27 protein-coding genes are annotated in these 24,618 nt (G+C 71.3%); 16 read left to right on the plus strand and 11 right to left on the minus strand.

The features are described 5' to 3' along the window. Positions 1-58: 58 nt before the first annotated feature. From A7A76_RS18010 to A7A76_RS18040, 7 genes are all read right to left on the minus strand, one after another. On the minus strand, positions 59-1,048 hold the full coding sequence (locus tag A7A76_RS18010) for an AAA family ATPase (protein ID WP_206412498.1): 990 nt from the start codon (positions 1,046-1,048) through the stop codon (positions 59-61). After that, positions 1,045-2,262: a DUF4350 domain-containing protein gene (locus A7A76_RS18015; protein ID WP_206412499.1), complete on the minus strand. Its 1,218-nt coding sequence runs from the start codon at positions 2,260-2,262 to the stop codon at positions 1,045-1,047. Before A7A76_RS18015 ends, A7A76_RS18010 begins: the two co-directional genes overlap by 4 nt. Continuing rightward, the gene (locus A7A76_RS18020) at positions 2,259-3,983 is read right to left on the minus strand and encodes a DUF4129 domain-containing protein (RefSeq protein WP_206412500.1); all 1,725 of its coding nucleotides are present in this window, start codon (positions 3,981-3,983) and stop codon (positions 2,259-2,261) included. The genes A7A76_RS18015 and A7A76_RS18020 overlap by 4 nt, the downstream gene beginning before the upstream one ends. Beyond that, the gene (locus A7A76_RS18025; protein WP_206412501.1) at positions 3,980-4,993 is read right to left on the minus strand and encodes a stage II sporulation protein M; all 1,014 of its coding nucleotides are present in this window, start codon (positions 4,991-4,993) and stop codon (positions 3,980-3,982) included. Before A7A76_RS18025 ends, A7A76_RS18020 begins: the two co-directional genes overlap by 4 nt. A gap of 16 nt (positions 4,994-5,009) precedes the next feature. Continuing rightward, entirely contained in the window at positions 5,010-5,693 is a 684-nt protein-coding gene (locus A7A76_RS18030) for an RDD family protein (protein WP_206412502.1), read from the minus strand. Further along, positions 5,693-6,199 (minus strand): RDD family protein, encoded by a 507-nt coding sequence (locus tag A7A76_RS18035; RefSeq protein ID WP_206412503.1) that lies wholly within the window; start codon positions 6,197-6,199, stop codon positions 5,693-5,695. The genes A7A76_RS18030 and A7A76_RS18035 overlap by 1 nt, the downstream gene beginning before the upstream one ends. A 95-nt stretch (positions 6,200-6,294) precedes the next feature. After that, complete coding sequence (locus A7A76_RS18040) at positions 6,295-6,837, minus strand: gamma carbonic anhydrase family protein (RefSeq protein ID WP_096383833.1); 543 nt, start codon at positions 6,835-6,837, stop codon at positions 6,295-6,297. 155 nt (positions 6,838-6,992) lie between these two features. On the opposite strand from A7A76_RS18040, the gene A7A76_RS26840 reads away from it, so the two are divergent. The 5 genes from A7A76_RS26840 (at position 6,993) to xth (ending at position 12,240) form a co-directional block, all read left to right on the plus strand. Beyond that, positions 6,993-7,292, plus strand: a complete 300-nt coding sequence (locus A7A76_RS26840) for a DUF6053 domain-containing protein (RefSeq protein ID WP_428995187.1) — start codon at positions 6,993-6,995, stop codon at positions 7,290-7,292. Further along, positions 7,181-8,608: a coniferyl aldehyde dehydrogenase gene (locus tag A7A76_RS18045; RefSeq protein WP_206412504.1), complete on the plus strand. Its 1,428-nt coding sequence runs from the start codon at positions 7,181-7,183 to the stop codon at positions 8,606-8,608. The genes A7A76_RS26840 and A7A76_RS18045 overlap by 112 nt, the downstream gene beginning before the upstream one ends. A gap of 131 nt (positions 8,609-8,739) precedes the next feature. Next, entirely contained in the window at positions 8,740-10,002 is a 1,263-nt protein-coding gene (locus A7A76_RS18050) for a hypothetical protein (RefSeq protein ID WP_206412505.1), read from the plus strand. Positions 10,003-10,076: 74 nt separating this feature from the next. Then, entirely contained in the window at positions 10,077-11,420 is a 1,344-nt protein-coding gene (locus tag A7A76_RS18055; RefSeq protein WP_206412506.1) for a hypothetical protein, read from the plus strand. Between the two features lie 52 nt (positions 11,421-11,472). Then, positions 11,473-12,240, plus strand: a complete 768-nt coding sequence (xth, locus tag A7A76_RS18060; RefSeq protein WP_206412507.1) for an exodeoxyribonuclease III — start codon at positions 11,473-11,475, stop codon at positions 12,238-12,240. Between the two features lie 69 nt (positions 12,241-12,309). Here xth and A7A76_RS18065 read toward each other — a convergent pair whose 3' ends face one another. After that, positions 12,310-12,585, minus strand: a complete 276-nt coding sequence (locus A7A76_RS18065; RefSeq protein WP_206412521.1) for a GlsB/YeaQ/YmgE family stress response membrane protein — start codon at positions 12,583-12,585, stop codon at positions 12,310-12,312. 400 nt (positions 12,586-12,985) lie between these two features. Then, a complete protein-coding gene (locus tag A7A76_RS18070) occupies positions 12,986-14,296 on the minus strand; it encodes an AMP-binding protein (protein WP_428995188.1) in 1,311 nt (436 codons plus the stop codon). Between the two features lie 270 nt (positions 14,297-14,566). Between A7A76_RS18070 and A7A76_RS18075 the strand changes: the two genes are divergently transcribed. The 9 genes from A7A76_RS18075 to A7A76_RS18110 all read left to right on the plus strand — a co-directional run bounded on the left by A7A76_RS18075 (position 14,567) and on the right by A7A76_RS18110 (position 21,184). Continuing rightward, positions 14,567-15,151, plus strand: a complete 585-nt coding sequence (locus A7A76_RS18075) for a 4'-phosphopantetheinyl transferase family protein (protein WP_206412509.1) — start codon at positions 14,567-14,569, stop codon at positions 15,149-15,151. A 139-nt stretch (positions 15,152-15,290) separates the two neighbouring features. Further along, positions 15,291-15,956, plus strand: a complete 666-nt coding sequence (rsmG, locus tag A7A76_RS18080) for a 16S rRNA (guanine(527)-N(7))-methyltransferase RsmG (protein ID WP_206412510.1) — start codon at positions 15,291-15,293, stop codon at positions 15,954-15,956. A gap of 299 nt (positions 15,957-16,255) precedes the next feature. Further along, positions 16,256-17,074, plus strand: coding sequence for a ParA family protein (locus tag A7A76_RS18085; protein WP_206412511.1), 819 nt, complete (start codon positions 16,256-16,258; stop codon positions 17,072-17,074). Then, a complete protein-coding gene (locus tag A7A76_RS18090; RefSeq protein ID WP_206412512.1) occupies positions 17,071-17,988 on the plus strand; it encodes a ParB/RepB/Spo0J family partition protein in 918 nt (305 codons plus the stop codon). The genes A7A76_RS18085 and A7A76_RS18090 overlap by 4 nt, the downstream gene beginning before the upstream one ends. Beyond that, positions 17,939-18,175, plus strand: a complete 237-nt coding sequence (locus A7A76_RS26845) for a DUF6053 domain-containing protein (RefSeq protein WP_428995189.1) — start codon at positions 17,939-17,941, stop codon at positions 18,173-18,175. The genes A7A76_RS18090 and A7A76_RS26845 overlap by 50 nt, the downstream gene beginning before the upstream one ends. 195 nt (positions 18,176-18,370) lie before the next feature. After that, positions 18,371-18,796, plus strand: coding sequence for a hypothetical protein (locus A7A76_RS18095; protein WP_206412513.1), 426 nt, complete (start codon positions 18,371-18,373; stop codon positions 18,794-18,796). Between the two features lie 99 nt (positions 18,797-18,895). After that, positions 18,896-19,861 (plus strand): NAD-dependent epimerase/dehydratase family protein, encoded by a 966-nt coding sequence (locus A7A76_RS18100; RefSeq protein ID WP_206412514.1) that lies wholly within the window; start codon positions 18,896-18,898, stop codon positions 19,859-19,861. A gap of 248 nt (positions 19,862-20,109) precedes the next feature. After that, complete coding sequence (locus A7A76_RS18105; RefSeq protein ID WP_206412515.1) at positions 20,110-20,835, plus strand: glycosyltransferase family 2 protein; 726 nt, start codon at positions 20,110-20,112, stop codon at positions 20,833-20,835. A 13-nt stretch (positions 20,836-20,848) separates the two neighbouring features. Beyond that, on the plus strand, positions 20,849-21,184 hold the full coding sequence (locus A7A76_RS18110; RefSeq protein WP_096382502.1) for a lipid-A-disaccharide synthase N-terminal domain-containing protein: 336 nt from the start codon (positions 20,849-20,851) through the stop codon (positions 21,182-21,184). A 13-nt stretch (positions 21,185-21,197) separates the two neighbouring features. On the opposite strand, the gene A7A76_RS18115 is transcribed toward A7A76_RS18110, so the two are convergent. Then, a complete protein-coding gene (locus A7A76_RS18115) occupies positions 21,198-21,596 on the minus strand; it encodes a GFA family protein (protein ID WP_206412516.1) in 399 nt (132 codons plus the stop codon). Positions 21,597-21,866: 270 nt separating this feature from the next. Here A7A76_RS18115 and rpmB point away from each other — a divergent pair, with 270 nt between their 5' ends. Next, the gene (rpmB, locus tag A7A76_RS18120) at positions 21,867-22,103 is read left to right on the plus strand and encodes a 50S ribosomal protein L28 (RefSeq protein ID WP_057916198.1); all 237 of its coding nucleotides are present in this window, start codon (positions 21,867-21,869) and stop codon (positions 22,101-22,103) included. A 12-nt stretch (positions 22,104-22,115) separates the two neighbouring features. Then, positions 22,116-22,280, plus strand: coding sequence for a 50S ribosomal protein L33 (gene rpmG / locus A7A76_RS18125; RefSeq protein ID WP_074871082.1), 165 nt, complete (start codon positions 22,116-22,118; stop codon positions 22,278-22,280). Positions 22,281-22,775: 495 nt separating this feature from the next. Here rpmG and A7A76_RS18130 read toward each other — a convergent pair whose 3' ends face one another. Further along, the gene (locus tag A7A76_RS18130; protein WP_206412517.1) at positions 22,776-24,002 is read right to left on the minus strand and encodes a trypsin-like serine peptidase; all 1,227 of its coding nucleotides are present in this window, start codon (positions 24,000-24,002) and stop codon (positions 22,776-22,778) included. Between the last annotated feature and the right edge of the window lie 616 nt (positions 24,003-24,618).

The following is a 24,618-nucleotide window of genomic DNA, read 5'->3' on the forward strand; positions in this document are numbered from 1 at the left end:
TCGCCCGGCGCCGCGGGCGCGGCGCCGGCGAGGGCCGGCAGCGGCGGCGGCGCCGAACTCATTGCCGCGGCGCTTCCACCGTGGCCAGCAGCGCGTGCAGCACGTCGTCGGACGACTGGCCTTCGATCTGCAGCTCCGGCGCCAGCGCGATGCGATGGCGCAGCACCGGCTTGGCGATCTCGCGCACGTCGTCGGGGGTGACGAAATCGCGGCCCGACAGCACCGCCTGCGCGCGCGCCGCGCGCACCAGGCCGAGGCTGCCGCGCGGGCCGGCGCCGAGCGCGATGCCGGCCCAGTCGCGGGTCTTGGCGACGATGCGCACGGCGTAGTCGATCACCGCCTCGTCCACCCGCACCAGCGCGGTGCCCTGCTGCATCGCCACGATTTCCTCCGGGCCGAGCACGCGCCGCACCTGCGACAGATCGAAGTCCGACGCGCTGCGGCCCAGGCTCACCGCGCTGACCATGCGCTTCTCGTCGGCCAGGGTCGGGTAGTCGATCAGGATCTTGAGCAGGAAGCGGTCGAGCTGCGCTTCGGGCAGCGGGTAGGTGCCTTCCTGCTCGACCGGGTTCTGCGTGGCCAGGGTCAGGAACGGCGGCGGCAATTCGAAGCTGTGGCCTTCGATGGTGACCTGCAGCTCCTGCATCGCCTCCAGCAGCGCCGACTGGGTCTTGGCCGGGGCGCGGTTGATTTCGTCGGCCAACAGCAGGTTGGTGAACACCGGGCCGCGGCGGATGTTGAAGCTCTCGGTCTTCGGGTCGTAAACCGCGTGGCCGCTGATGTCGCTGGGCATCAGGTCGGGGGTGAACTGGACGCGCGCGTAGCCGCAGTCCAGCGCCTTGGACAGCGCGCGCACCACCAGGGTCTTGCCGAGGCCGGGCACGCCTTCGAGCAGCGCATGGCCGCCGGCGAGCAGCGCGATCAGGATCTGGTCGAGCACTTCGGCCTGGCCGATGAAGGCCTTGCCGACTTCATCGCGCACGGCGGCGGCGCGCTGCGCCAGCGCGGCGCCGGTGATCGGGACGAGCGGAGCGGCTTCGAGGCTCATAGACGGTTTCTCATGCGGATCAAGGTGGCGATGCGGGTGCGGAAGGCGGCGTGGTCGCGCGCCACGGGATGGGCCAGGGCCTCGCGGATCTGCGCCGGCCCGAGCCCGGGTTCGTTCTTGTAGCGCCTGGCCAGCAGCTCCACCTGCGCCTCGCCTTCGATCGAGGCGGCGTAGGGGTCGCGCCGGCGCAAGCGCTGCAGGAACGCGGCGCGCGCCGAGGCGTACAGGCTGGGGCCGTAGCCGTAGCGATAGATGTGCTCGCCGCTGGCGACGATGTGCTCGAGCAGCGAGCGCCGCTCCATCGCCGGCGCCGGCCTGAGCGGGCCGAAGCGCTGCATGCGCTGCCACAGCCAGGCCAGCAGCCACAGCAGCAGCGGCAGCCACGCCATCCAGCTGTTGACGATCAGCGTGCGCCACAGCGACGGCACTTCGGCCGCGTAGATCAGGTGCACGGTGCCGGCCTTGTAGTTCGGCGCCAGCACCTGGCGCGCGAACGCGGCGTTGGAGGCCTGCGCGATCTCGTCGTCGCCGGCGCGCGGGCCGGCGAACATCGACAGGCCCGAGCCGCCGCGGTTGGACAGGAAATCCAGGTCGGCCAGCACGTCGACCTTGCCCTCGCCGTACGGCAGGCGGGCGTAGACATAGGCGCTGTCCTCGTCGCCCCAGGCCGCTTCGGGCTCGGCGTCGGCGTTGTAGAAGTAGAACCGGCGCGCGCCGCAGAACACCGCGCGCGGCTCGCGGCCGCGCTCGAACAGCTGCGCGCAGCCGGTGCGCTGCTGCTGGCCGCCGCCGTCGGAGGCGTCCAGCAGGGTCACGCCGACCTCGTCGAGCACCGGCACCCTCGCCTCGCCGACGCGCTCGCGCCACGGCGGGGTGCGCACGATCAGGTGGCCGCCGCGCGCGACCCATTGCAGCAGCGCCTCGGCGTCGCCCGCGGCGAGGGTGCGCGGGTCGCGGTAGATCAGCACGGTGTCGCGCGCGCCCAGCGTGTGGGTGGACAGCAGCAGGCGCTGGCGCGCATCGACCTTGACCCCGTCCTTGAGCAGCGCCAGCTTGAGCACGTACAGCGGATTGCTGGCCGCCTCGCCGGTGCGCGGCATGTCGACGACTTCCTCGCTGCGCACGAAATCCTGGCGCCACAGCGAGTAGCCGGCGAAACCGAGCAGGCCGACCACCAGCACGATGACGATCGCGTAGATGCCCTGCCGGTTCATGCCGCCCACCCGAAGCGCCGGCTCAGCACGCCGACCAGGTCGTCGAACTCGTCGCCGGCCGGCAAGGTCTCGGCGTAGGCGGCGTACTGCCACACCCGCACCGCGCGCGCGAACGCGTCGCGATCCTCGGCCAGCGGCAATTTGCGCGAGGCGCGCAGGCACTGCGCCTCGGTCGCGCCCGGCACCAAGGTCACCTGGGCGCGCTGCGCCATCGACTCGACCGCGGCGCGGTACATCAGCGCCAGCGCGTCGCGATGGCGGCCGCCCTGCCACAGGCGGCGGATCGCGGTGGGAATGTCGTCGGGCAGCGGTTCGGGTTCCAGCAGCGCGGCGCTGCGCACCTCGCCCGGCGCCGGCGCTGCTTCGCCGCCGCCGCCGCGGAACCAGCCCAGCCAGCGGCCGAGGCTGAAGACCAGCAGGCCCACGATCAGCGCCACCACGCCCCACAGCACCAGCTCCAGGCCGGTCGCCAGGCCGCTGCTGATGCCGTTGAAACCGTCGCGCTCGCGCGAGCGCCGCGGCGCGTCGGGCTTGGCCTCGTCGGCCTTGGCGCGCGGCTTCCAGGTCGCCTGCTTCTGCTTCGGCGAGACCGTGGGATCTTTCAGCGATTGCTCGACCGCGCGCCGCAGCGAGGCGTCGTCGCTGCGCGAGGCGCCGTAGAGCGCGTCCAGGGTCGAGGGCTGGCGGCCGGGCTTGTCGCCGTATTCGCGGATCGGCACGGTCGGATAGGCGGGGGCTTCGTCGGCGTCTTCGCCTTCTTCGTCGTCGTAGGACGCTTCGTCGGCCGAGGGCTCATCGCTCGCAGCGGCGTCCGCATCGGCCTGCGCCGCGGGCGCGGACGCCTCGGCGTCGTCGCTCACGAACTGGGTCGGATGCCCGTCCGCCGGCTCCTGCGCCGCCGCCGGCGGCAGCCACGCGCCCAGGCCGACCGCCAGGCACAGCGCCAGCAGCGACGGCGCCGCCGCCGCGCTCAGGCGCGCGCGCAGGCGGCGGAACACGATTTCGATGTCCCAGCCTTCGATCTCGGTGCGGCGGTTGAGATACAGCCCGAACCCGGCGCCGACGTAGAACGGCTCGATCACGCTCATCGCCACCCACGCCAGCGCGTTGAGCAGCGCGACCATCCAGCCGGGCTGTTCCAGGAACGACTCCCACAGCGACTTGAACGTGTCGGGCAGGTAGTCGAAGGGAATGAACATCGCCCCGGCGAACACCAGCCCGAGCATCAGCACCAGTTCGAAGTTGAGGCAGATCAGGGTCAGCAGCGCGCTGACGCCGTACACCGGCGCGCCGAGCGCGGCGCGGCGCTGGCGCGCTTCGCCGCCGTCGCCGCCTTCGAGCAGGTCCACCGGCAGATACAGCGGGCGCGCCGGTCCGAGCCGGCGCCAGGTCAGGTACGGCAGCCACCAGCGCCCGCCCCAGCGCAGCGCGGCGCGCACGGTCTGGCGCGGGGTCGGGGTTTCGCCGAACACCGCGCGCGAGATCACGAACAGCGGGATGCGGTCGAACCACGGCTTGAGCCACCACATCAGCAGGCCCGACAGCCACAACAGGTCGAGCGCCCAGCCGGCGGCGTTGAGCGCGATCAGCAGCGGCAGGGTGACCAGCAGCCACGGCTTCCAGATCGCGCCGGCGTAGCGGCGGACCAGGGCCATGCCGAGCTCGCACGCCTCCCAGGCGGTGCGCGGGCGCAGGGCGACGGTGAGCGCTTCGAGCTTCATGCGGCGTCTTCGTCGTCCTGATAGGCCGCGTTGCGGCCGCCGCGCAGCAGCCACAGCGCGGTCAGCGCCCACAGCAGCGCGCCGACGGCGTACTTGATCGAAGCCGGCATCCAGCCGATCGACGACCAGAACGCTTCGACGAAGGCGGCGAACACCAGCATCGCGAACACGCCGATGCAGATCTTGGCGCCGCGGCGGCCGCCGTGGATCAGCGAATCCACGCGCCGGCGCTGGCCCGGCGCGATCAGGCTCAGGCCCATGCGCAGGCCGGCGCCGCCGGCGATCACGATCGCGGTGAGTTCCGGCGCCGAATGCCCGGCGACGAAACGCCAGAACGGATCGCCGTGGCCGACCGCCTGCAGGTGCCCGGCGACGCCGCCGATCATGATGCCGTTGAAGATCAACACGAACACCGTGCCCAATCCGGCGACCAGGCCGGTGGCGAAGGTCTGGAAGCCGATGCCGACGTTGTTGCCGATGTAGTGGGCGAACATCTGCAGGTCGTCTTCGTCGGTGCGGCCGAGGTCGCGCTTGCCGGTCGGGTCGTACATCTCCTCGAACTGGGCCAGCATCTGCGGCGCGAACAGGCCCGAAGCCAGGTCCGGCTTGACCTGGATGGCGACGAAGATCGTCACCAGCGGAATCACGAACAGCAGCGCCGCGGCCAGCATGCAGCGCCACTCGGCGCGGACCAGGCGCGGAAACCCGGCCAGCAGGAACTCGACCGCGCGCCGCGGATGCGCCGGCTTGGTCCGGTACAGCACGCTGTGGCCGCGCTGCATGAGTTGCTGCAGGCGGTCGGTGACCACCGCGCTGTAGCCGCGCCGGCGCGCCAGCGCCAGTTGCTGGCACAGGCGGCGGTGGCGCGCGGGCAGTTCGTCGTCGCGGATGCCGCGCCACTCGCGCCGGGTCGAACGGGCGTTGCGCGCGCTGTCGCCGCGGCGTTCCAGCCACTGCTCGAACTCGCGCCATTCGGCCTGGTGGCGTTCGACGAAACGCTCTTGCTTCATCGCGGCGCGCCCGGCGTCATCGCCGCCCCAGCAGCCAGTTGGCGATGCCGTACAGGCGCGCCACCGCGGCCTGGCCGCGCGCGTGCACCAGCGGTTCGGCCAGGTCGGCCAGCTCGGCCTGGCGCGCCGCGGTCAGGCCGGGGCCGCGTTCGGCGAAGGCGACCACGGCGGCTTGTTCGTGCGGCAGCAGCAGATGGTCGGGCGCCAGCGCCGGCGCCACCGCGGCCGCGTGCAGTAGCGCCTGGCGCGGCGCGTGCACCACCAGGGTGCGCGCGACCATGTCGCCCAGGCGCCGGCCCCAGGGATCGATCAGGCAGGCGGTCAGGCCGACCGCGTAGAACAGCGGCAGCGCGTCCACCACCCGCAACAGGTTGCGGGCGAAGGTCGCCATCCAGCCCACCGGCGCGCCGTCGGCGGCGACCACGCGCAGCCCCAGCGCCCATTTGCCGGGCGTGCGGCCCTGCATCAGCGCTTCGAACAGCACCGGGTAGAACCAGGTCAGGGCGAAGCTGGCCAGCATCAGCAGCGCGGTGCCGGCCTTGCCGAACGGGATCGCCAGCAACTGCACCAGGGCGATGTAGATCGCCGCGCGCGCGATCAGGTCCACCAGGTAGGCCAGCGCGCGCGGCACCGGGCCGGCGGCGCGCAGGTGCAAGGCCACGCCTTCGGGCGTCACCACCTGGCGGTAGGTGTCGAGCATCAGACCTTGACGACCTTGGTGTCGCAGATCAGGTCGTGCAGGCAGCGGCTTTCCTCGCCGAAGATCCACAGCGCGTTGACCAGGGCGAACAGCGCGCCCAGGCACGGCACCTGCTCGATCAGCGCGATCACGAACATGCGCAGGCCGAGGATGCGGCCGAACGAGCACGGCGAGCCGTCGTTGCGCACGATCCTGATCCCCAGCCAGCGCTTGCCCAGCGTCTGCGAGGACTGGTACAGCAGCACCAGCTGATAGGCGAACAGGCCCAGCGCGGCGAGCAGGCCGAGCGAGCCCATCGCCATCTGCGCGATCGAAGGCTCCTTGCTGTTGGGCTCGATCGCGATGGCCACGAACAGCGGCACGAAGCACGCCATCATCAGGCCGCCGTCGATCAGCCGCGCCACCAGGCGCAGGCCGCGATCGGCCTTGATCGAGTCGTCGATCAATTCGCCGGGCAGCGGCGGCGGCGCGGTCGGCGCCGCGTACGGATTCTGCGTATCTTCCATGTAGCGATGACTCCCTGGTCCTGCTTTTCATTTCCCCTGCCGCGACTGTAAACGCGGCGAACGGGCCTGACTAGACGGGCGCGGCCGCGGACGGCTCAGGCCGAGCGCATGCCCAGGTAACGGTCCTTGAGCCGCACATAGTGCTGCGCGCTGTATTGCAGTTGCTCGATCTCGCGCTCGCTCAGGCGCCGCACCAGGCGCGCCGGGTTGCCCAGCCACAGCTCGCCCTCGCCGACCACCTTGCCCGGCGCGATCACCGCGCCGGCGCCGACGAAGCCGAAGCGGCTGACCCGGGCGCCGTCGAGGATCTTGGCGCCCATGCCGATCAGGGCGAACTCGTCGATGGTGCAGGCGTGGACGATGGCGCCGTGGCCGATGGTCACGTCGTTGGCGATCAGCGTCGGCAGCCCGCCGGGGCGGGTGAACGGGCCTTCGTGGGTGACGTGGACGATGGTGCCGTCCTGGACGTTGGTGCGCGCGCCGATGGCGATGGAATTGACGTCGCCGCGGACCACGCAGCCGGGCCAGATCGAAACGTCGTCGCCGAGGGTCACCGCGCCGATCACGGTCGCGGCCGGGTCGACGTAGACGCGCTCGCCGAGGGTGGGAAAGGTGTCGAGATAGGGTCGAAGGCTCATGCGCGCATTGTAGGCGCTGGCGGCGGCGCGGCCGCGGCGCGGGCGCGGATCGCCCGATCCGGGCAGGGCCGCATCTTGCAGAAGGCCTTTGTGGGAGGCCTTTGTGGGAGGCCTTTGTGGGAGGCCTTTGTGGGAGGCCTTTGTGGGAGGCCTTTGTGGGAGGGCCTTCAGGCCCGATGCTTTGGGCTCAGGTCGCGGCTGGCAGACCGGAAGGCATCGGGCCTGAAGGCCCTCCCACAACAACGCCCTCCCGCACTTTCGGCCGCCACGCCCCCCGCGCCTGTCCTCTGCCGCCCCGCCCCGGTCGCGTTTTCGGCCGCGCCGGCGTACTAGACTGCGGCGTATGGACACCCTCGCCGACACGCCCATCGCCGACCTCGCCGCCACCCGCGAACGCCTGCGCGCCGCCTGGCAGGCGCGCAAGCCCGACTACGCCCAGCGCCGCGCCGACCTGATCCGCCTGCGCGACGCCTTCCGCGCGCAGATCCCGCAGATGGACGCGGCGATTCGCGCCGACTTCGGCCACCGCTCCAGCCACGAGAACCTGCTCTCGGAGGCGATGATCACCCTGGCCGAGATCGACCACGCGCTCTCGCACCTGCGCGCCTGGATGCGCCCGCGCCGCGCCGCGGTCGGCTGGCGGTTCTGGCCGGCGCGCGCGCAGATCCGGCCCGAGCCGGTCGGCGTGGTCGGCATCCTGTCGCCGTGGAACTACCCGGTGAACCTGGCCCTGGTGCCGCTGGTCTCGGCGATAGCGGCCGGCAACCACGTCTACCTCAAGCCGTCCGAACACACCCCGCGCACCGCGCAGTTCCTGCGCGAGCTGCTGGCCGAGGTGTTCCCCGAAGACCGCGTCGCCGTCGCCCTGGGCGGGCCGGACCTCGGCGCCGCGTTCTCGGCGCTGCCGTTCGACCACCTGCTGTTCACCGGCTCGACCGCGGTCGGGCGCAAGGTCATGGCCGCGGCCGCGCCGAACCTGACCCCGGTGACCCTGGAGCTGGGCGGCAAGGCGCCGGCGCTGGTGTGCGCGGACTATCCGCTGGAACAGGCCGCCGCGCGCATCGCCACCGGCAAGTGGTTCAACGCCGGCCAGACCTGCATCGGCGTGGACTACGTGCTGGTTGACGAAGCGCGCCGCGACGCCCTGGTCGAGGCGCTGCTGGCGCAGCTGAAGGCGCGCTACGCCGACATGGCCGCGCCGCAGGACTACACCCGCATCATCAACGCCAGCCAGTACGCGCGGCTGGCGTCCTACCTCGACGACGCGCGCGAACGCGGCGTGCGCGTCGTCGAGCCGTTCGCCGACCCCGGCGCGCGCGAGGCGCGCGCGGCGCAGCGGTTGTTCCCGCCGGCGCTGGTGATCGAACCCGGCGACGACGCCCAGGTGATGCAGCACGAAATCTTCGGCCCGATCCTGCCGGTGCTGTCCTACCGCACGCTCGACGAGGCCATCGCCCGCATCAACCGGCTCGACCGGCCGCTGGCGCTGTATCCCTTCAGCCGCGACTCGGCCCAGGTCGAGAAGATCCTCGCCCGGACCCTCGCCGGCGGCGTCACCGTCAACGACACCTTGCTGCATTTCGGCGCCCACGACCTGCCGTTCGGCGGCATCGGCCCCAGCGGCATCGGCGCGATCCACGGCCGCAACGGCTTCGACGCCTTCAGCAAGCTGCTGCCGGTGTTCTACCAGCGGCCGTGGGCGGGCAGCGATCTGCTCAAGCCGCCGTACAAGGGCAAGATCGACGCGATGATCCGCTTCCTGGCGAAGTAGGCCGTTCGCCGCGACGGGCGGCCGCGGCGCCAGCGCGCGCCGCGCGAGGCGCTGGCGCGAAGCGGCGCCGATGCGATGATGGCGTCGCCGCGACGCGCCGCGACGCGCCGCAATCGAGGACCGCACCACGCATGGAAGCCCCGCCGCCCCACTCCGTTACGCCGCAGCCGCGGGCGCCGCGCTCCAACGCGCCGGCCTGGATCGCCTTCGCGCTGCCGCCGCTGGCCTGCGCGCTGTGGTTGGCCTGGGCCGTTTACCGGGTCGGCAACGCCGAGGCCGATACCGGGCTCGCCTACGACACCGTGGTGCAAGGCCTCGGCGGCGCCGTCGTCGCCGGCGTGGTCGCGGTCGCGGTGCTGGTCTGGGCCGCGCTGCGCGGCCACATCGCCTACGCCCTGCTCGGCCTGCTGGCCGGATCGGCGCTGGCGCCGCTGGTGCTGTGGTTCGGCATGGGCGCGGTGCTGTCCTCGCGCCGCCACGATTTCGAGCGCCGCCAGCAACAGGTGCAGGCGCTGGCCGGCGTCATCCGCAGCGGCGACGCCGCGCGCATCCGCGCCGCCATCGATGCCCTGCCCGAGCGCCCCGGCCCGGCGCGCGCGCTGTGCATGCTGCAGGGCCGGGAAAGCTATCGCCTGGTCAACTGGCTGTGGTTCGACGAACGCGGCTACGGCCCGAACCTGCCCAGCGACGAATTGCTGGCCGCGGCCGCGGCGGTGGTCGACGGGCCGGCGCCGGTGCCGGACAAGCAGGCGAGCCTGCGCGTGGTCCTGCGCGCGCTGGCCGACCGCGGCGAAGCGCAGCGCTTCGCCGCCTGGGCCGCGCTGTGGCGGCGCACGCTGCCGCAGCCGGCGCCGCAACCGGTGCTGCTGACCGCGCCGGCCGAAGAATACGGCGATTGCACCCTGGGCGATCCGCTCGAACGCGTCCTGCGCGAATGGCGCGACGACGGCGTGCGTGCCTGGCTCGACGCCGGCTTCGGTTTCGAGCGCGGGCGCAGCCAGACCACCGTCGCTCTGCGCGCGCTGCGCCGCGCCGATACCTTGCGCGCGCTGCTCGCCGCCGACCCGCAATTCGCCGCGCTGCTGCGCGAGGACCGCGACGCCGGCGAAGACGCGCTGTCGGCGCAGGCCGATGCGCTGAGCGCGACGCTCGACGCGGCGCCCGAGCCGGCGCAATCAGTCGAGCTGATCGAAGCCCTGCACGCGGCCGGCGCGCAGCCGCGGGTCATCGGCCCGGTCACCGCGTGCGAACTGTTCGAACGCAACGAACAGCGCCGCGACCTCGCGCGCGACACGCCGCAACGGCAGGCCGCGGTATCGCGAGTCCGCGCGGTGCTGTGCCCGGCCGAGGCGAAGGCGGCCAAGCGCGCCTTCGCCAAGAAGACGACGAAGTAAGCCGCCGCCGGCCGCTGGCGCCCGCCCCGGCCGCGCGGTACAACGACGCCTTCTCCTGGATCCGAGCCAAGGCCTTGGACGGCACGCCCGATAAAACCGCCCGCCGCCGCGCGTTCCGCCGCTGGCTGTTCGCGTATCCCCTCGCCACGCTGGCGTTCGCGGTCTACTTCGTCGCCACCCAAGCCCGCACCGACATGGGAGAGTTCCTGCTGTTCGTCGTCGTCGCCATCGGCGCGGCGCTGGCGGTGCCGGTGCTGGCGCTGATCGACGGCGCCCGCTCGCGCGCCATCGGTTCGGCCATCGGCGGCTGCCTGCTCGGGCTGGCGCCGGCGTTGCTGGTGTTCGCCGGCGTGTTCGAGGTCGATCGCGCGTATCGCGACCATCAGTGGAACCAGGAACGCGAACGCGCGGCCGCGCTCGCCGACGCCGCGGCGCGCGGCGACGCCGACGCGGTGCGCGCGGCGATGGCCGAGCTGTCCGCCGAGTACCGCCCGGGCCGCGCGCTGTGCTTCGTCGGCGGTCGCGGCCGCAACGAACGCCTCCGCGGCGGCAGCGAAAGTGGCGGCAGCGACGACTGGCTGTTGTCCGAATCCGACGCCGGCGCCCCGCGCGTGTCCACCGCGCGGCTGTTCGATGCGGCCGAAGCCTTGATCCAGGGCCGCCCGCGTCCGCAGCAACAAGCCGTACTCGCCTCGCTGCTGGTGCGCCTGAGCGAACGCGACGAATCGCTGAGCTACCTGCCCGGCTGGCTGCGGCTGTGGCGCGGCACCGATCCGGCCGCGCGCCGCCTGACGTTCGCGCCGCCGCGCGACGATCAGGACTCGGGCGATTGCTATCTGCCCGAGGGCAACGCCGATCTGGCCCGCATCGTCGCCGACACCTGGCACGACGACGGCCTGCGCGCCTGGATCGCCGCCGGCTACGGCTTCGCCCCGGAACAAGGCCCGGCCGTGCTCGACGGCGTGCGCACCCTGGTCGGGCTGGACGCGCTGCGCGCCGCCGGTTTCGACCTGAGCGCCGCGCTGCGACGCAGCGGCGCCGGCGACGACGTCATGTTCCGGCTGGTTTACCGCCTGCCGCAGCGTCTGGACGAAAGCGGCGACCCCGCGACCCTGGCCGATCTGGTCGACGCCTATCTGCGCGCCGGCGCCGAGCTCGGCCGCACCACCTATGGCGAAACCTTGTGCGAAACCTTCGACGAAGGCGAGCGCAAGCAGGCGAACATCCGCAACGCCGCGCCGGCCGCGACGCGCGCGGCCGCGGCGCAGCGCATCCGCCTGGCCCTGTGCCCGCAAGGCCAGCCGCCGGCGCCGACCTCCTCGTCCACCAGCGCGCACGAAAACCAACTCGAGGCCGCGGTGCAGGCGGCGCAGGACGCGGCCCGCGCCGCGCCCGAACGCCCCGCGCCGACGCCCTGAAACGACCCGGCCGGGCCAACGCCGCGCCGGCAAACGCGGCTACACTTCGCCCATGAAAATCGTCAGCTGGAACGTCAACTCCCTCAACGTGCGCCTGCCGCACCTGCAACAGTGGCTGGCCGCGTTCGCGCCGGACATCGTCGCGCTGCAGGAAACCAAGCTCGAAGACCCGCGCTTCCCCGACACCGCGCTGGCCGAAGCCGGCTACCGCAGCGTGTTCGCCGGGCAGAAGACCTACAACGGCGTGGCCATCCTCTCGCGCGACCCCGCCCAGGACGTGCAGGTCGGCATTCCCGGCTTCGAGGACGAACAAAAGCGCGTCATCGCCGCCACCGTCGGCGGGCTGCGCATCATCGACCTGTACGTGGTCAACGGCCAGGACGTGGGCACCGACAAGTACGCCTACAAGCTGCGCTGGCTCGACGCGGTGCACGCGTGGGTTCAGGACGAACTGAGCCGTTACCCGGACCTGATCGTGCTCGGCGATTTCAACATCGCCCCGGAAGCGCGCGACACCCACGACCCGGCGATCTGGAACGACAACCACATCCTCACCTCCACCGCCGAGCGCGACGCGCTCAAGCGGCTGCAGGCGCTGGGGCTGCACGACGCGTTCCGGCTGTTCCCGCAGGAAGAGAACGCGTTCTCGTGGTGGGACTACCGCCAGGCCGGCTTCCGCCGCAACCTCGGCCTGCGCATCGACCTGACCCTGATCTCCGACTCGCTGCGCGCGCGCTGCACCGCCGCCGGCATCGACCGCGAACCGCGCACCTGGGACCGGCCCAGCGACCACGCCCCGGCCTGGGTCGAGCTGGCCTGAGCCAGCGGCCGGCCGCAAAGAAAAAGCCCGGCCGATGCCGGGCTTTTTCGTTGCCGCAACCGGCGCGCCTCAGCGCACGCGGCCGCGCCGGAACAGATTGACGATGCCCAACAGCACGATCGCGCCGACCAGCGACAGGGCCAACCCGGCGACGTTGAACGCGCCGCTGTTGATGGTGCCCGCGCCGATGCCGAGCACGCCGCCGAGCCAACCGCCGAGGAAGGCGCCGACGATGCCGACGATGATGTTGAGGAAAATGCCTTGCTGGCCATCGGTGCGCATGATCATGCTGGCGATCCAACCGATGATGCCGCCTACCACCAACCAAACGATGATGCCGAACATTGCGTCTTCTCCTGAGGTTGCACAGGTGATGCGAGCGGCGCGGCGAGTTGCCTGATGCGTTTCGCCAGCGTCGCTGCCTGAACGGGGTTGCGGCCAGTCTGGTACCGGCGGCGTGACGGCAACGTCGAATTGCGCATCGTCGCCATGTGAAGAAGCGCGCGAGGCGCGAGGCTGTGAACGCGAATGCGCGGCTTCGCGCGAAATTCCGCCTTCCTGTAGGAGCGGCGCAAGCCGCGACCGCGCCAATGCGACTACGACGAAACTCCGCCCGCCATCGCCACGACGGCAACGAACGGCAGCGAATGGAAGCCGCTCAATCGCGCTCAGCGAGCGTTCGCGAAAGTTTTATTGGCGCGGTCGCGGCTCGCGCCGCTCCTACAGGGGCTCACCGGCTTACGCGTCAGTCCTGCGCGCGCAGCAACGCTTCCAGCGCATCGCGCGGCAGCTTGCCGGTGTCGTTGCGCGGCAGCGCCGCCACGCGCTTGAGCGGGCGCGGCAGGAACACCGAGTCGACGCTGCGGCGCAGTTCGGCCAGGATCTGCGCCGCGCTCAGCGTCGGCGCCACCGCGAGCGCGGCGACGCGGCGCACGCCGAAGGCGTCGGCTTCGTCGAGCTGGAACACCGCGCCGTCCTCGACGCCGTCGATCGCCAGCAGCTTGCGGGTCAGATCGCCGAGCGAGGCGCGCTTGCCGGCGATTTCCAGCAGGTCGGCGGCGCGGCCGCGCACGTGGAAGCGGCCGTCGGGCTCGACTTCCATCAGGTCGGCCAGCACCACCGCTTCGGGCAGGTGCGGCGCGTGGACCGCGGTGCCGTCGGGCTGCGGGCACACGCGCACGCCCGGCAGCGGCGTCCACGCCTGCTCGCGCGCGGTGCGGCGGCGCGCGAACACGCAGGTTTCGGTCGAGCCGAACACTTCGCGCACTTCGCAGCCGTAGCGTTGTTCCGCCGCTTGCGCCAGTTCCACGCTCAGCGGCGCGGTGGCCGAGACGATGCCGGCCAGCGCCGGCAACTGCACTTGCGATTCGATCAGCGCGCGCAGGTGCACCGGCGTGGTCACCAGCAGCGGCGGGGTCGCCGCGTCGGCGGTCGCGCGCGCCACGTCGGCGGGGAAGAACGGCCGCTGCGCATGCACCGCGATCGGGCCCAGCAACGGCAGCAGCACCGACATCTCCATGCCGTACATATGCTGCGGCGGCACCGTGGCCACCACCTCGGTCGCGCCGTCCTCGCGCAGCAGCCCGTCGAGCGCGGCCAGGTTCTGCGCGGTGCTGATGCGGAACCCGCCCCAGGTCTTGAGGTTGGGCTTGGGCTGGCCGGTGCTGCCGGAGGTGAAGCCGATCGCCAGCAGGGCCGCGTCGTCGACCCGCAGCGGCTCGCCGTCGAGCGGCGGCAGGGCCTCGTCCAGGCGCAGGTAGCGCGGCGGCGGCGGATCGAGTTCGAGATCGCCGATGCAGTAGCTGTCGGGATAGCGGCCGAGCACGTCGTCGACGATGGCCGGCGCGCGCGAGGGCGGCAGCAGGTTGATCTGGCCGCGCACCGCGACCGCGCACAGCGCGACCAGGAAGCGGTAGCGGTCCTCGCACAGGTTCACCGCGTGGCGCGCCTGCGGCAGGGTCGCGGCGAGCGCGCGCACGTCGGCCTCGAAACCGGCGCGGTCGACGCGGCCGTCGGGGCCGAAGGCGAGGACGCGCTGCGGCGCGCCGGCCAGCAGCTCGCACCGCTCGGAGTCGCAAATAGGCTGGGGCGCCGGGGCGCTCTGGCTCGGATCGATGACCGCTGACATTCGCTCTGTTTTTCCGCGTTGTTGCCTGGAACTTGCCGGGTGCCGCCTGATCGCAGACTGACGAAGCCGCGCGCGCGACCGCGCGCGACGTCCGCAGCCGCAGCGCCGCGCCCCCGCGCGGCCGCCCTGGCCGGAACCCGATCCCCTGGGTTTAGCTTACGCTGACCGGCCCGACGCACCGCAAGCCCACGCCTGTTCATGTCCCTGTCCGCCCGTTCAACCCCGCCCGTGGTCGTGCCGCGCTGGACCTGGCTGCCGCACCCGCACGGCCAGCCGGCGCAGCCGCCGGCGCGCGCCTGGCTGGCGGCCGAACTCGGCGATCCGGACCTGCAGGTGCGCCGCGACGGCCGCCAACGCCCGCACCTGCAGCCGCCGCACCAGGCCTGGGACTGCAACTGGAGCCACAGCGGCGAACGCCTGCTGGTGGCGCTGGCGCACGGCGCCCGGGTCGGCGTCGATCTGGAGCGGCTGCAGCGGCGGCCGCGCGCGCTGGCAGTGGCCCAGCGCTATTTCACCGAGCGCGAAGCGCGGTGGCTGGCGGCGCAGGACGACCGCGACCTGGCCTTCCTGCGCCTGTGGTGCGCCAAGGAAGCCGTGCTCAAGGCGCACGGCCACGGGCTGTCGTTCGGGCTGCACCGGTTGCGCTTCGAAGCCGGCGCCGAGGGGCTGCGCCTGGTCGAGTGCGACGCCGAGCTGGGCGCGCCGGCGCAGTGGCGGCTGGACGAGATCGCGCCCGGGCCGGGCTATCTCGGCGCGATCGCCTGGCGGCCGGAGCCGTTGTAGGAGCGGCGCGAGCCGCGACCGCGGAGGTTCCCGCTCGCGGCGCAAGGTTCCGTCGTGGTTGTCTTTGCGCGGTCGCGGCTTGCGCCGCTCCTACGGGGGCCGCGGCCAGTTGCGCTGGCGTTGGGCGATAATCGCGGCGATGAACGCCCCCACTTCCCTACCGCCCGGCCTGCGCGGCGAGCTCGAGGCCGGCCTGTCCGCGCTTGCGCTCGACCCGGCGCTGGCCGCGCCGCTGCTGGATTACCTGGCCCTGCTGGCGCGCTGGAACCGCACCTACAACCTCACCGCCGTGCGCGATCCGCACGAGATGGTCGGCAAGCACCTGCTCGATTCGCTGGCCATGCACCGCTATGTCGACGCCCTGGCGGCGCGCGGCGGCGCCCTGGCCGACCTGGGCACCGGCCCGGGCCTGCCGGGAATTCCGCTGTCGATCGTCAAGCCCGGCCTGCGCGTGACCCTGGTCGAGAGCAACGGCAAGAAGGCCCGCTTCATGCGCGAGGCGCTGCGCCAGCTCGGGCTCAAGGACGCGCGCGTGGCCGAGTCGCGGATCGAGGCCTTCGCCGAGCCCGGCGGCTACGACGCCATCACCGCGCGCGCCCTGGCGACCTTGCCGCTGATCCTCGAACTCGGCGGCCACCTGCTCAAGCCCGGCGGGGTGCTGCTGGCGATGAAGGGGGTGCGGCCGGACGAGGAGATCGCGGCGCTGCCGGACGGCTGGGAGCTGCGCGCGGTCGAGCCGATGACGGTGCCGGGGCTGGCCGCGGAACGGCATATGGTGGTGATCGGACGGTGCGGCGAGGGTTAAGCGTCCGCTCGCGATGGCGCGGGGCGGTCCGGGCGGGTATGCGCTTGAACCGCGGCGGGCGCCGCGGCGGTAAGTGGCGCGGTCGCGGCTTGCGCCGCTCCCACAAGGCGCTTCGGGTGGCTACCGTACGGCGGCTGGCCCGGGCGTCTGTTGGGCCCGGCGCGCCGGGCCGGTCCAGGCCACTTCAAGCGCGCGGCGGCCGGGGCGGGCATAATCCCCTGTCCGGTCGGCGCCTGGCGCCGCCGGCATCGCTCAACTTTCTTTCTTTTCTCACTCCGCAACCGCAGGGGACGAGCCGCATGGCCCGCATCATCGCCGTCGCCAATCAGAAGGGCGGGGTCGGCAAGACCACCACCGCGGTCAACCTGGCCGCCGCGCTCGCCGGCACGCCCAAGCGCGTGCTGCTGGTCGACCTGGACCCGCAGGGCAACGCCACGATGGGCAGCGGCATCGACAAGCGCCAGCTCGAGGACTCGGTCTGCGACGTGCTGCTGGGCGAGGCCGACGCCGCCGCCACGATCGTGCCGGCGCCGGAGAGCTTCGACCTGTTGCCGGGCAATATCGACCTCACCGCGGCCGAAATCCGCCTGATGAGCGAAGATGCGCGCGAACAGCGGCTCAAGCGCGCGCTCGAACCGCTGCGCGGCCACTACGACTTCATCATCATCGACTGCCCGCCGGCGCTGTCGCTGCTGACCTTGAACGCGCTGACCGCGGCCGATTCGGTGATCGTGCCGATGCAGTGCGAGTACTACGCCCTGGAAGGCCTCAGCGCGCTGATGGAGACCATCGACGCGCTCAAGGCCCAGCTGAACCCTTCACTGGAAATCGAAGGCGTGTTGCGCACCATGTTCGACGTGCGCAACAACCTCGCCAACGCCGTCTCCGCCGACCTCACGACCCACTTCGGCGACCGGGTCTTCCGCACCATCGTGCCGCGCAACGTGCGCCTGGCCGAGGCGCCGAGCTTCGGCCAGAGCATCGTCGGCTACGACAAGGCCAGCCGCGGCGGCATCGCCTACCTGGGCCTGGCCGGCGAAGTGCTGCGCCGCCAGCGCGAGCGCGACCAGGCGGCGGCCAAGACCGCGCGCGCGGCCACTGCGGAGACCCCGGCATGAGCAATCCCGCCAAGAAGCGCGGCCTCGGCCGCGGCCTGGAAGCCTTGCTCGGCCCCAAGGCCGCCGCCGAAGCCCCGACCCTGGTCGAGGCCCAGCCCGGCGACCTGCTGCGGCACCTGCCGGTCGACTCGCTGAGCGCCGGCAAGTACCAGCCGCGCAAGCACTGGGACGAGGAAAAGCTCGCCGAGCTGGCCGAGTCGATCAAGGCCCAGGGCGTGATCCAGCCGATCGTCGTGCGCGAGATCGGCGAGCGCGGCGGCAAGACCTACGAAATCATCGCCGGCGAACGCCGCTGGCGCGCCTCGCGCCTGGCCGGGCTGGCCGAGATCCCGGTGGTCATCCGCGAAGTCGACGACCGCACCGTGGTCGCGATGGCGCTGATCGAGAACATCCAGCGCGAAGACCTCAACCCGCTGGAAGAAGCGCAGGCGCTGACCTGCCTGATCGACGAATTCGACCTCACCCACGCCCAGGCCGCCGAGGCCGTGGGCCGCTCGCGCGCGGCGGTGTCCAACCTGCTGCGCCTGCTCGAGCTGCCGGGCGAGATCCGGGTGCTGGTGGAGACCCGCTCGCTGGAAATGGGCCACGCCCGCGCCCTGTTGACGCTGGCGCCGCAGGCCGCGATCGCGCTGGCCCGGCAGGCCGCCGAACTGGGCTGGTCGGTGCGCGACGTCGAGCACCGCGTGCAGCAGCTCGCCGCCGGCAAGGTGCCGGTGGCCGGCAAGCCCAAGCCGGTCAAGGCCAAGCCGCAGGCCGACATCGTCACCCTCGAGCGCGAGCTGTCGGAATCGCTCAACACCAAGGTCAACGTGCTGCACGGCCGCGGCGGCAAGGGCCGGCTGGTGATCCACTACACCGACCTGGATTCGCTGGAAGGCGTGCTGGAAAAGCTGCGCGGCAAGGTCGAAGCCTGAGCCTGTAGGAGGGCCTTCAGGCCCGATGCTCTTGTGCCAGATCGCCGCAGACCGACCGGAAAGCCTCGGGCCTGAAGGCCCTCCCACAAGCGCCGGCCCGAAGCCTGTTCCGGAAATGGCCTGTCCCTGCGGCCACACGAAGCTGTACAAGCTGAACCGAGTACCGGCTCGGTCGATTCCCCCTTAGCCTGCTCGCGCCGCCCTCAGCGGCCGCATCCGCGTTTTTTGTTGATCAGCAACGCCGGATCGCGAGGGGTAATCCACTAAACTTATGCCTCCGTCCCCCGCCCCCTGCCTTGCCGGATTCCGTCCGGCCGGGCGCCGGGCGTCGCCGGTACGGCATGAATACGCAGCACAATCCACCGAGCAAGGAGACGCAACGATGAAATGGATGGCCGCCGCCGCGCTGATGCTGGCCCCGGTCCTGGCCTGGGCGCAGACCGGCACCTGCCCCGGGCTCAAGAACCCGGAGCTGAAGTGGAACCAGCGCCAGGGCGACAACTACACCCTGTGCTACATCGAACTGCCCGGCAGCGTCAGCACCGGTTTCGGCGTCTACGTCGGCCACCGCACGTTCAAGCCGGACAAGAAGGCCAAGGCCGAGAAGGGCACGGTCGGCACCCAGCAGGTGCAGTGGTACACCAAGGCCACCCCGGGCAACGCGCGCCCCTACTCGCGCGAGGCGATGATCGTGATCCCCGGCGACAAGCCCAAGAGCAAGCTCAAGGTCTACGCCTGGATCGACGCGGCCAGCGCCGAGCAGCTCAACCAGGCCTATGCCATCGCCAAGCAGGTCGCGCTGAACTGAGCCGCGGCCGGTCCGCCTGGCGACCGCGGCGCGCGTGCCATGCGCGCGTCGCGGACAGGCGGCGATAATGGGCGTCCGTTCCGACCGTCGGCCCTACGCATGACCATCCTCGTCACCGGCGCCGCCGGCTTCATCGGCGCCAACGTCTGCCGCGCGCTGCGCGCCCAGGGCCGCGCCGTCGTCGGCCTGGACAACTACAACGACTACTACGACCCGCAGATCAAGCGCGACCGCGTCGCCGCGCTGTGCCCGGACGTGGACATCCGCGCGCTCGACCTGACCGACCGCGACGGCCTCGCCGCGCTGTTCGACGAGGCCGGCATCGACCGCGTCGTCCACCTGGCCGCGCAGGCCGGCGTGCGCTATTCGCTGAGCAACCCGCACGCCTACGTCGACAGCAACCTGGTCGGCTTCGTCAATCTGCTGGAACTGTGCCGCCACCGCGGCGTGCAGCACCTGGCCTATGCCTCGTCCTCGTCGGTGTACGGCGATTCGGCGACGCCGCCGTTCTCCGAAGACCAGCGCATCGACAAGCCGCGCTCGCTGTACGCGGCGACCAAGGCCGCCAACGAGCTGATGGCCTACACCTACGCCCAGCTCTACGGCCTGCGCGCCACCGGCCTGCGCTTCTTCACCGTCTACGGCCCGTGGGGCCGGCCGGACATGGCGCCGCTGTTGTTCTCGCGCGCGGTCCTGGCCGGGCGGCCGATCGAGGTGTTCAACCACGGCAGGATGCGCCGCGACTTCACCTACATCGACGACATCGTCGCCGGGGTGATCGGCGCGCTCGATCACCCGCCCGAGGAAACCCCGCCGCACCGGGTGTTCAACCTCGGCAACCACACTCCGGTCGAGCTGGAGCGCTTCATCCAGGTCATCGAGGACGCCGCCGGCCGGCCGGCGCAGAAGGTCTACCAGCCGATGCAGCCCGGCGACATGGTCGAGACCATGGCCGACACCGCCCGCGCCCGCGCCGCGTTCGGCTTCGAGCCGGCGACCTCGATCGAGGCCGGCCTGCCCGGCGTGGTCGCGTGGTGCCGCGACTATTTCGGCGACAATGCCTGACGTTCGTCTGCGTTCGGCGCTTTTGATCAATCGTTGACCGAAGTGACGCAGGCCCTGGCGGTTCCGACCGAATCTGAACATCCGCGCGGGTAAGCTCCGCAGTTTGCGCCGGCGGCCGGGCCGCGGACAATGAATCGTTAAAACCGGCGCGGCATCTTTGCTGCATCCCAGGCAGGTGGAAGGCACATCCCGACCACACGCCCGCCCTGCTCCCGCCGGCCATCCCCCGACCTCCTCGAGCTCCATCCATGACCCAAACCCCACAGCTGTCGGTCGTCGTCCCGGTGTTCAACGAACAGGACAACGTCGCGCCCCTGGTGCAGGAGATCACCGCCGCGCTGCGCGGGGTGACCGACTTCGAAATCGTCTATGTCGACGACCGCTCGCGCGACGGCACCCTGGCCGCGCTGGAAGCGCTCAAGGCCGGCGTGCCCGAGCTGCGCGTGCTGCAGCACGTGACCCAGAGCGGGCAGAGCACCGCGGTACGCAACGGGGTCAAGGCCGCGCGCGGCGCCTGGATCGCCACCCTCGACGGCGACGGCCAGAACGACCCGGCCGACATCCCCAAGCTGCTGGCCAAGCGCGCCGAATCGGCGGCCGAGTTCAAGCTGTTCGCCGGCTGGCGGGTCAACCGCCAGGACTCGGGCAGCAAGCGCTGGGCCTCGAAGTGGGCCAACGCGATCCGCAGCCGCATGCTGCGCGACGACACCCCCGACACCGGCTGCGGCATCAAGCTGTTCGAACGCGCCGCGTTCCTGGAACTGCCGTACTTCGACCACATGCACCGCTACCTGCCGGCGCTGATGCAGCGCGCCGGCTACAAGACGGTGAGCGTGCCGGTGAACCACCGTCCGCGCGGCACCGGCGTGTCGAAGTACAACAACCTCAACCGCGCCCTGGTCGGCATCAGCGACCTGCGCGGCGTCGCCTGGCTGATCCGCCGCGGCAAGCTGACCCAGATCGTCGAACGCTGAAGGACCGCGCTGCATGGACTTCATGAATTCCCCGATCGAATGGCTGACCTGGACCGGCCTGCACATGTCGCCGTGGAAGCTGATCGGCCTGATCGGCGCGCTGATGTTCGGCGGCCGCTGGCTGGTCCAGTTCGTCGCCAGCAAGCGCATGGGCAAGCCGGTGATCCCGCGGCTGTTCTGGTACATGAGCCTGGTCGGCAGCGCGATGACCCTGAGCTATTTCGTGTTCTCGCAGAAGCAGGACTCGGTGGGGGTGATCCAGAACCTGTTCCCGGCGTTCACCGCGGCCTACAGCCTGTATCTGGACATCAAGCACCGCGGCTGGCATCGGGACAAGGCCAGCCACTGAGCCGCCGCCCGCACTATTCCAGTTCCTCGCACCCGGCCGGCACCGCGACCCAGGCGTGCCGGCGATCGCCGTAGACCGAGACCTGCGGCGGCGGCGGAAACTCCGGATCGGCGAACGCGCCGGCCGCGACCAGGACGATCCCGGGCAGCGCGTCGGGCCGCCAGAACACGGTCGAGCCGCACTGCGGGCAGAAGCCGAAACGGGCCACGTTGCCGCTGTCGCCGGCCTTGGCGAAATCGCTGTGGCGGCCGCGGACCGTCACCGCGGCCTCGGGGTAGCGCACCTGGTAGCTGAACGCGCTGCCGGTCCGCCGCTTGCAGGCCAGGCAGTGGCAGATCGAGACCCGCAAGGGCTCGCCCTCGCAGCTCAGGCTCAGTTGGCCGCAGGCGCAGGCGGCTGTGCGACGGGTCATGGCGGGGTTCCTTTCGGGGCCGGGCCGCCCCCGGCTATGGCCGCATACCCGGGGACGGACGCCAAGTGCTTGTTCCGCCGTGCATTTGCCGGCATAATGCGCGGCTCGCTGTGTCCGGCCCGTTCTCAGGAACGGTCCGGGCGGTCCCGGAAGCGCGATTCCGGCCGCCAAGGTGCGGCGAGGGTATCCACCTGTATCGCGCGGTGCCTCACGGCATCGGGGCCGCCGCCTCCCTGGCCAAGGGAAGCATCCAACCTTTTGAGGTGCGCAATGTCCCGCGTATGCCAAGTAACGGGCAAGCGAACGACGACCGGCAACAACGTCTCGCATGCCATGAACAAGACCCGCCGCCGCTTCCTCCCCAACCTGCACGAGCGCCGCTTCTGGGTCGCCAGTGAGAACCGTTGGGTGAAGCTGCGCGTTTCCGCCCACGCCCTGCGCACCATCGACAAGAACGGTATCGATTCCGTCCTCGCCGAGCTGCGCGCCCGCGGCGAAAAGATCTAAGGAGGATCGACCATGGCTTCCAAGCGCGACAAGATCCGCCTGATCTCGACGGCGAACACCGGTCACTTCTACACGACCGACAAGAACAAGAAGAACACCCCGGGCAAGATGGAGATCAAGAAGTTCGATCCCGTCGTCCGCAAGCACGTGATCTACAAGGAAGGCAAGATCAAGTGACGTTCTGGCCCGTTCGCGCAGCGCGCGAACGGCTTTGCCAGAACGTCATCCCCGCGAAAGCGGGGATCCAAAGCCTTCAGAAGAGAACCCGCCTGCACGGCGGGTTTTCTTTTGCCTGCGGTTCGCGCGAACCGGCCATGCTTCCGGCCGACGCCGCGACCTGCCGCCCCGCGGTCGCGGCTCGCGCCGCTCCTACAGGAAGCACCCGATTTCCGCCCAGCTCCGCCCGCCCCCTGCAGGAGCGGCGCAAGCCGCGACCACGCCACCGCACCCGCGACGCAAGCCGAACCGCGAGAGGAACTCCACCTTCCCGCGAGTCCGCCTGCTACCTGTAGGAGCGGCGCAAGCCGCGACCACGCCACCGCCCCCGCGACGCAAGCCGAACCGCGAGAGGAACTCCACGCCCCGCCGCCGCACCCCCACGGCGCGGCGAGTTGAGCCAAAAGCATCGGGACGCAAGTCCCTCCCACATGGCTCAACCTGCGCTCGCGCGGCTTACGGAATCACCCCGCCGAAGTAGGTCGACACCTGCGGCCAGATCAACGACATCTTCGCGCCCGAATTGAAGCAGCCGCCGAAGTGATGCAGCGCCAGCACCTTGCCACTGGAACGCGCGATCACCGGCGAACCCGAGCTGCCGCCTTCGGTGTCGCAGTAATAACCCACGTCGCTGTTGGCGGCGTTGCCGGTGACGCTGGGCGCGTCGACGCGGCACTTGCCGGTGCTGTTCTGGGTGTCGGCGACGCTGAGCTCCTTCATCCGCCCGCCCGGATGGCCGGCGATGAAGATGCCTTCGTTGGCGGTCGCCGCGCGCGGATCCAGGCCGAGGAAGCCGAAGCTGGAAATGTTGGCGAAGTTCTTCACCGTGAACAGCGTGTAGTCCAGCGTGGCGTCGGTCTTGAGCAACTGGTCGCCGGTCACCTTGGTCACCGTCGCCTGCGCGCCGGTGCAGGTGCTGCGCTGGTAGTTGAACCACAGCTCGGTGCTGGCCACCGCGGCGGCGGTGCTGAAGCAGTGGTTGTTGGTGAACATGCGGTTGCTCGAGCTCACCCGCCACGCGGTGCACAGGCTGCCGCTGCTCATCAGCGCGCGCGCGACCGGCTTGGAGCCGTTGAAGGCCTGGGTGTCGCTGCTGGAATAGCAGGCCGCGGCCTGCTTGTTGTCGGTGCCGCAGATCGACTTGCCGCCGACGTCGGTGCCCAGCAGGCCGGCCTTGCCCAGTTCCGGCAGCATGTCCTCGGGATAGCCTTCGAGATAACGCGAGACCTTGACGCCGTGATCCTTGCGCCACGGCTCGCGCGCCTGGCCGACCAGGCGCAGCACCGCGACCGGCCCGGAGATCGACATCGCCGAGAAGCGGCTCTTGCCGTCTTCGCCGAGGTCGGCGGCGACGGTGAAGCCGTCGCGATGCTCGGCGCTGTAGCGATAGACCTCGCGGCCGTCGGCGCTGGCGACTTCCAGGGTCACGCCGGCCGGCAGCGAGAAGTGTTCGAAGTGGACCTTGATGAAGGACGCGTCCGGCGTGCGGATTTCCACCGCCTTGGCGCCGGCGTCGACGCCGGCGCGGCCGACGCGGCCGGGCTGCGCGCCCAGTTGCAGATCGGCGGCGCGCACGTCGGCGACCTTGATCGGCGCCGGCGCGCCGGGCGCGGTTTGCGCGGCGGCGGGCAGCGACAGGCACAGCGCGCTGGCGAGCAGCGCGGGCACGAGCAGTTTCGGCATTGCGTGGTTCATACGCTGGTCCCTCCTGGGATAAAGCGGCGCGAACGCGACACGAAGCGATGCGGCGCACAGGCGCGCGCCGACGCGCCGCGCGAGCGGCGGACGGGCGTGGCGAGTGCTGCGCCGGAGACGGTTGAGGTGGCGCACGGCGAGGCTCGGCCGTGCGCGGGCGACCTTGGCAAATGCCATCGGGGCAAACCGTGATCGCGGTGGAGTCCGCGGCGCACGCGCAGCGGTGCGTGGCGGAACCTTGATAGGCCGCTCAGCGCGACTGTGGCGCGGGTGGAGCGCGTTCAGGGCGTTGCGGGTGAAGGGGTGCGCGTTGCGGCAGGACAGCAATGCGCGGGGCGGTGGCGTTGGGGTTTGGGATTCGCGTGCGACGTGTGCAGGGTCATCGACAACGGTCAGGCAGCCACCGCGCCCGCTCTGTGCCGTCATCCCCGCGAAAGCGGGGATCCAGGGCTTCACCGAGGCAGGGCTCTGAAGTCTCTGGATCCCCGCCTTCGCGGGGATGACGTCCTGGCAAGAACGGCGGCTCCTGTGGGAGGGTCTTCAGGCCCGACGCTTTTCGCTCGGCCGCCGAAATTCCACCTCATACCCGTAGCCACCCCGATCG

Origin of the sequence: Lysobacter enzymogenes (genome assembly GCF_017168095.1) — a bacterium.
Taxonomy (GTDB): domain Bacteria; phylum Pseudomonadota; class Gammaproteobacteria; order Xanthomonadales; family Xanthomonadaceae; genus Lysobacter; species Lysobacter enzymogenes_D.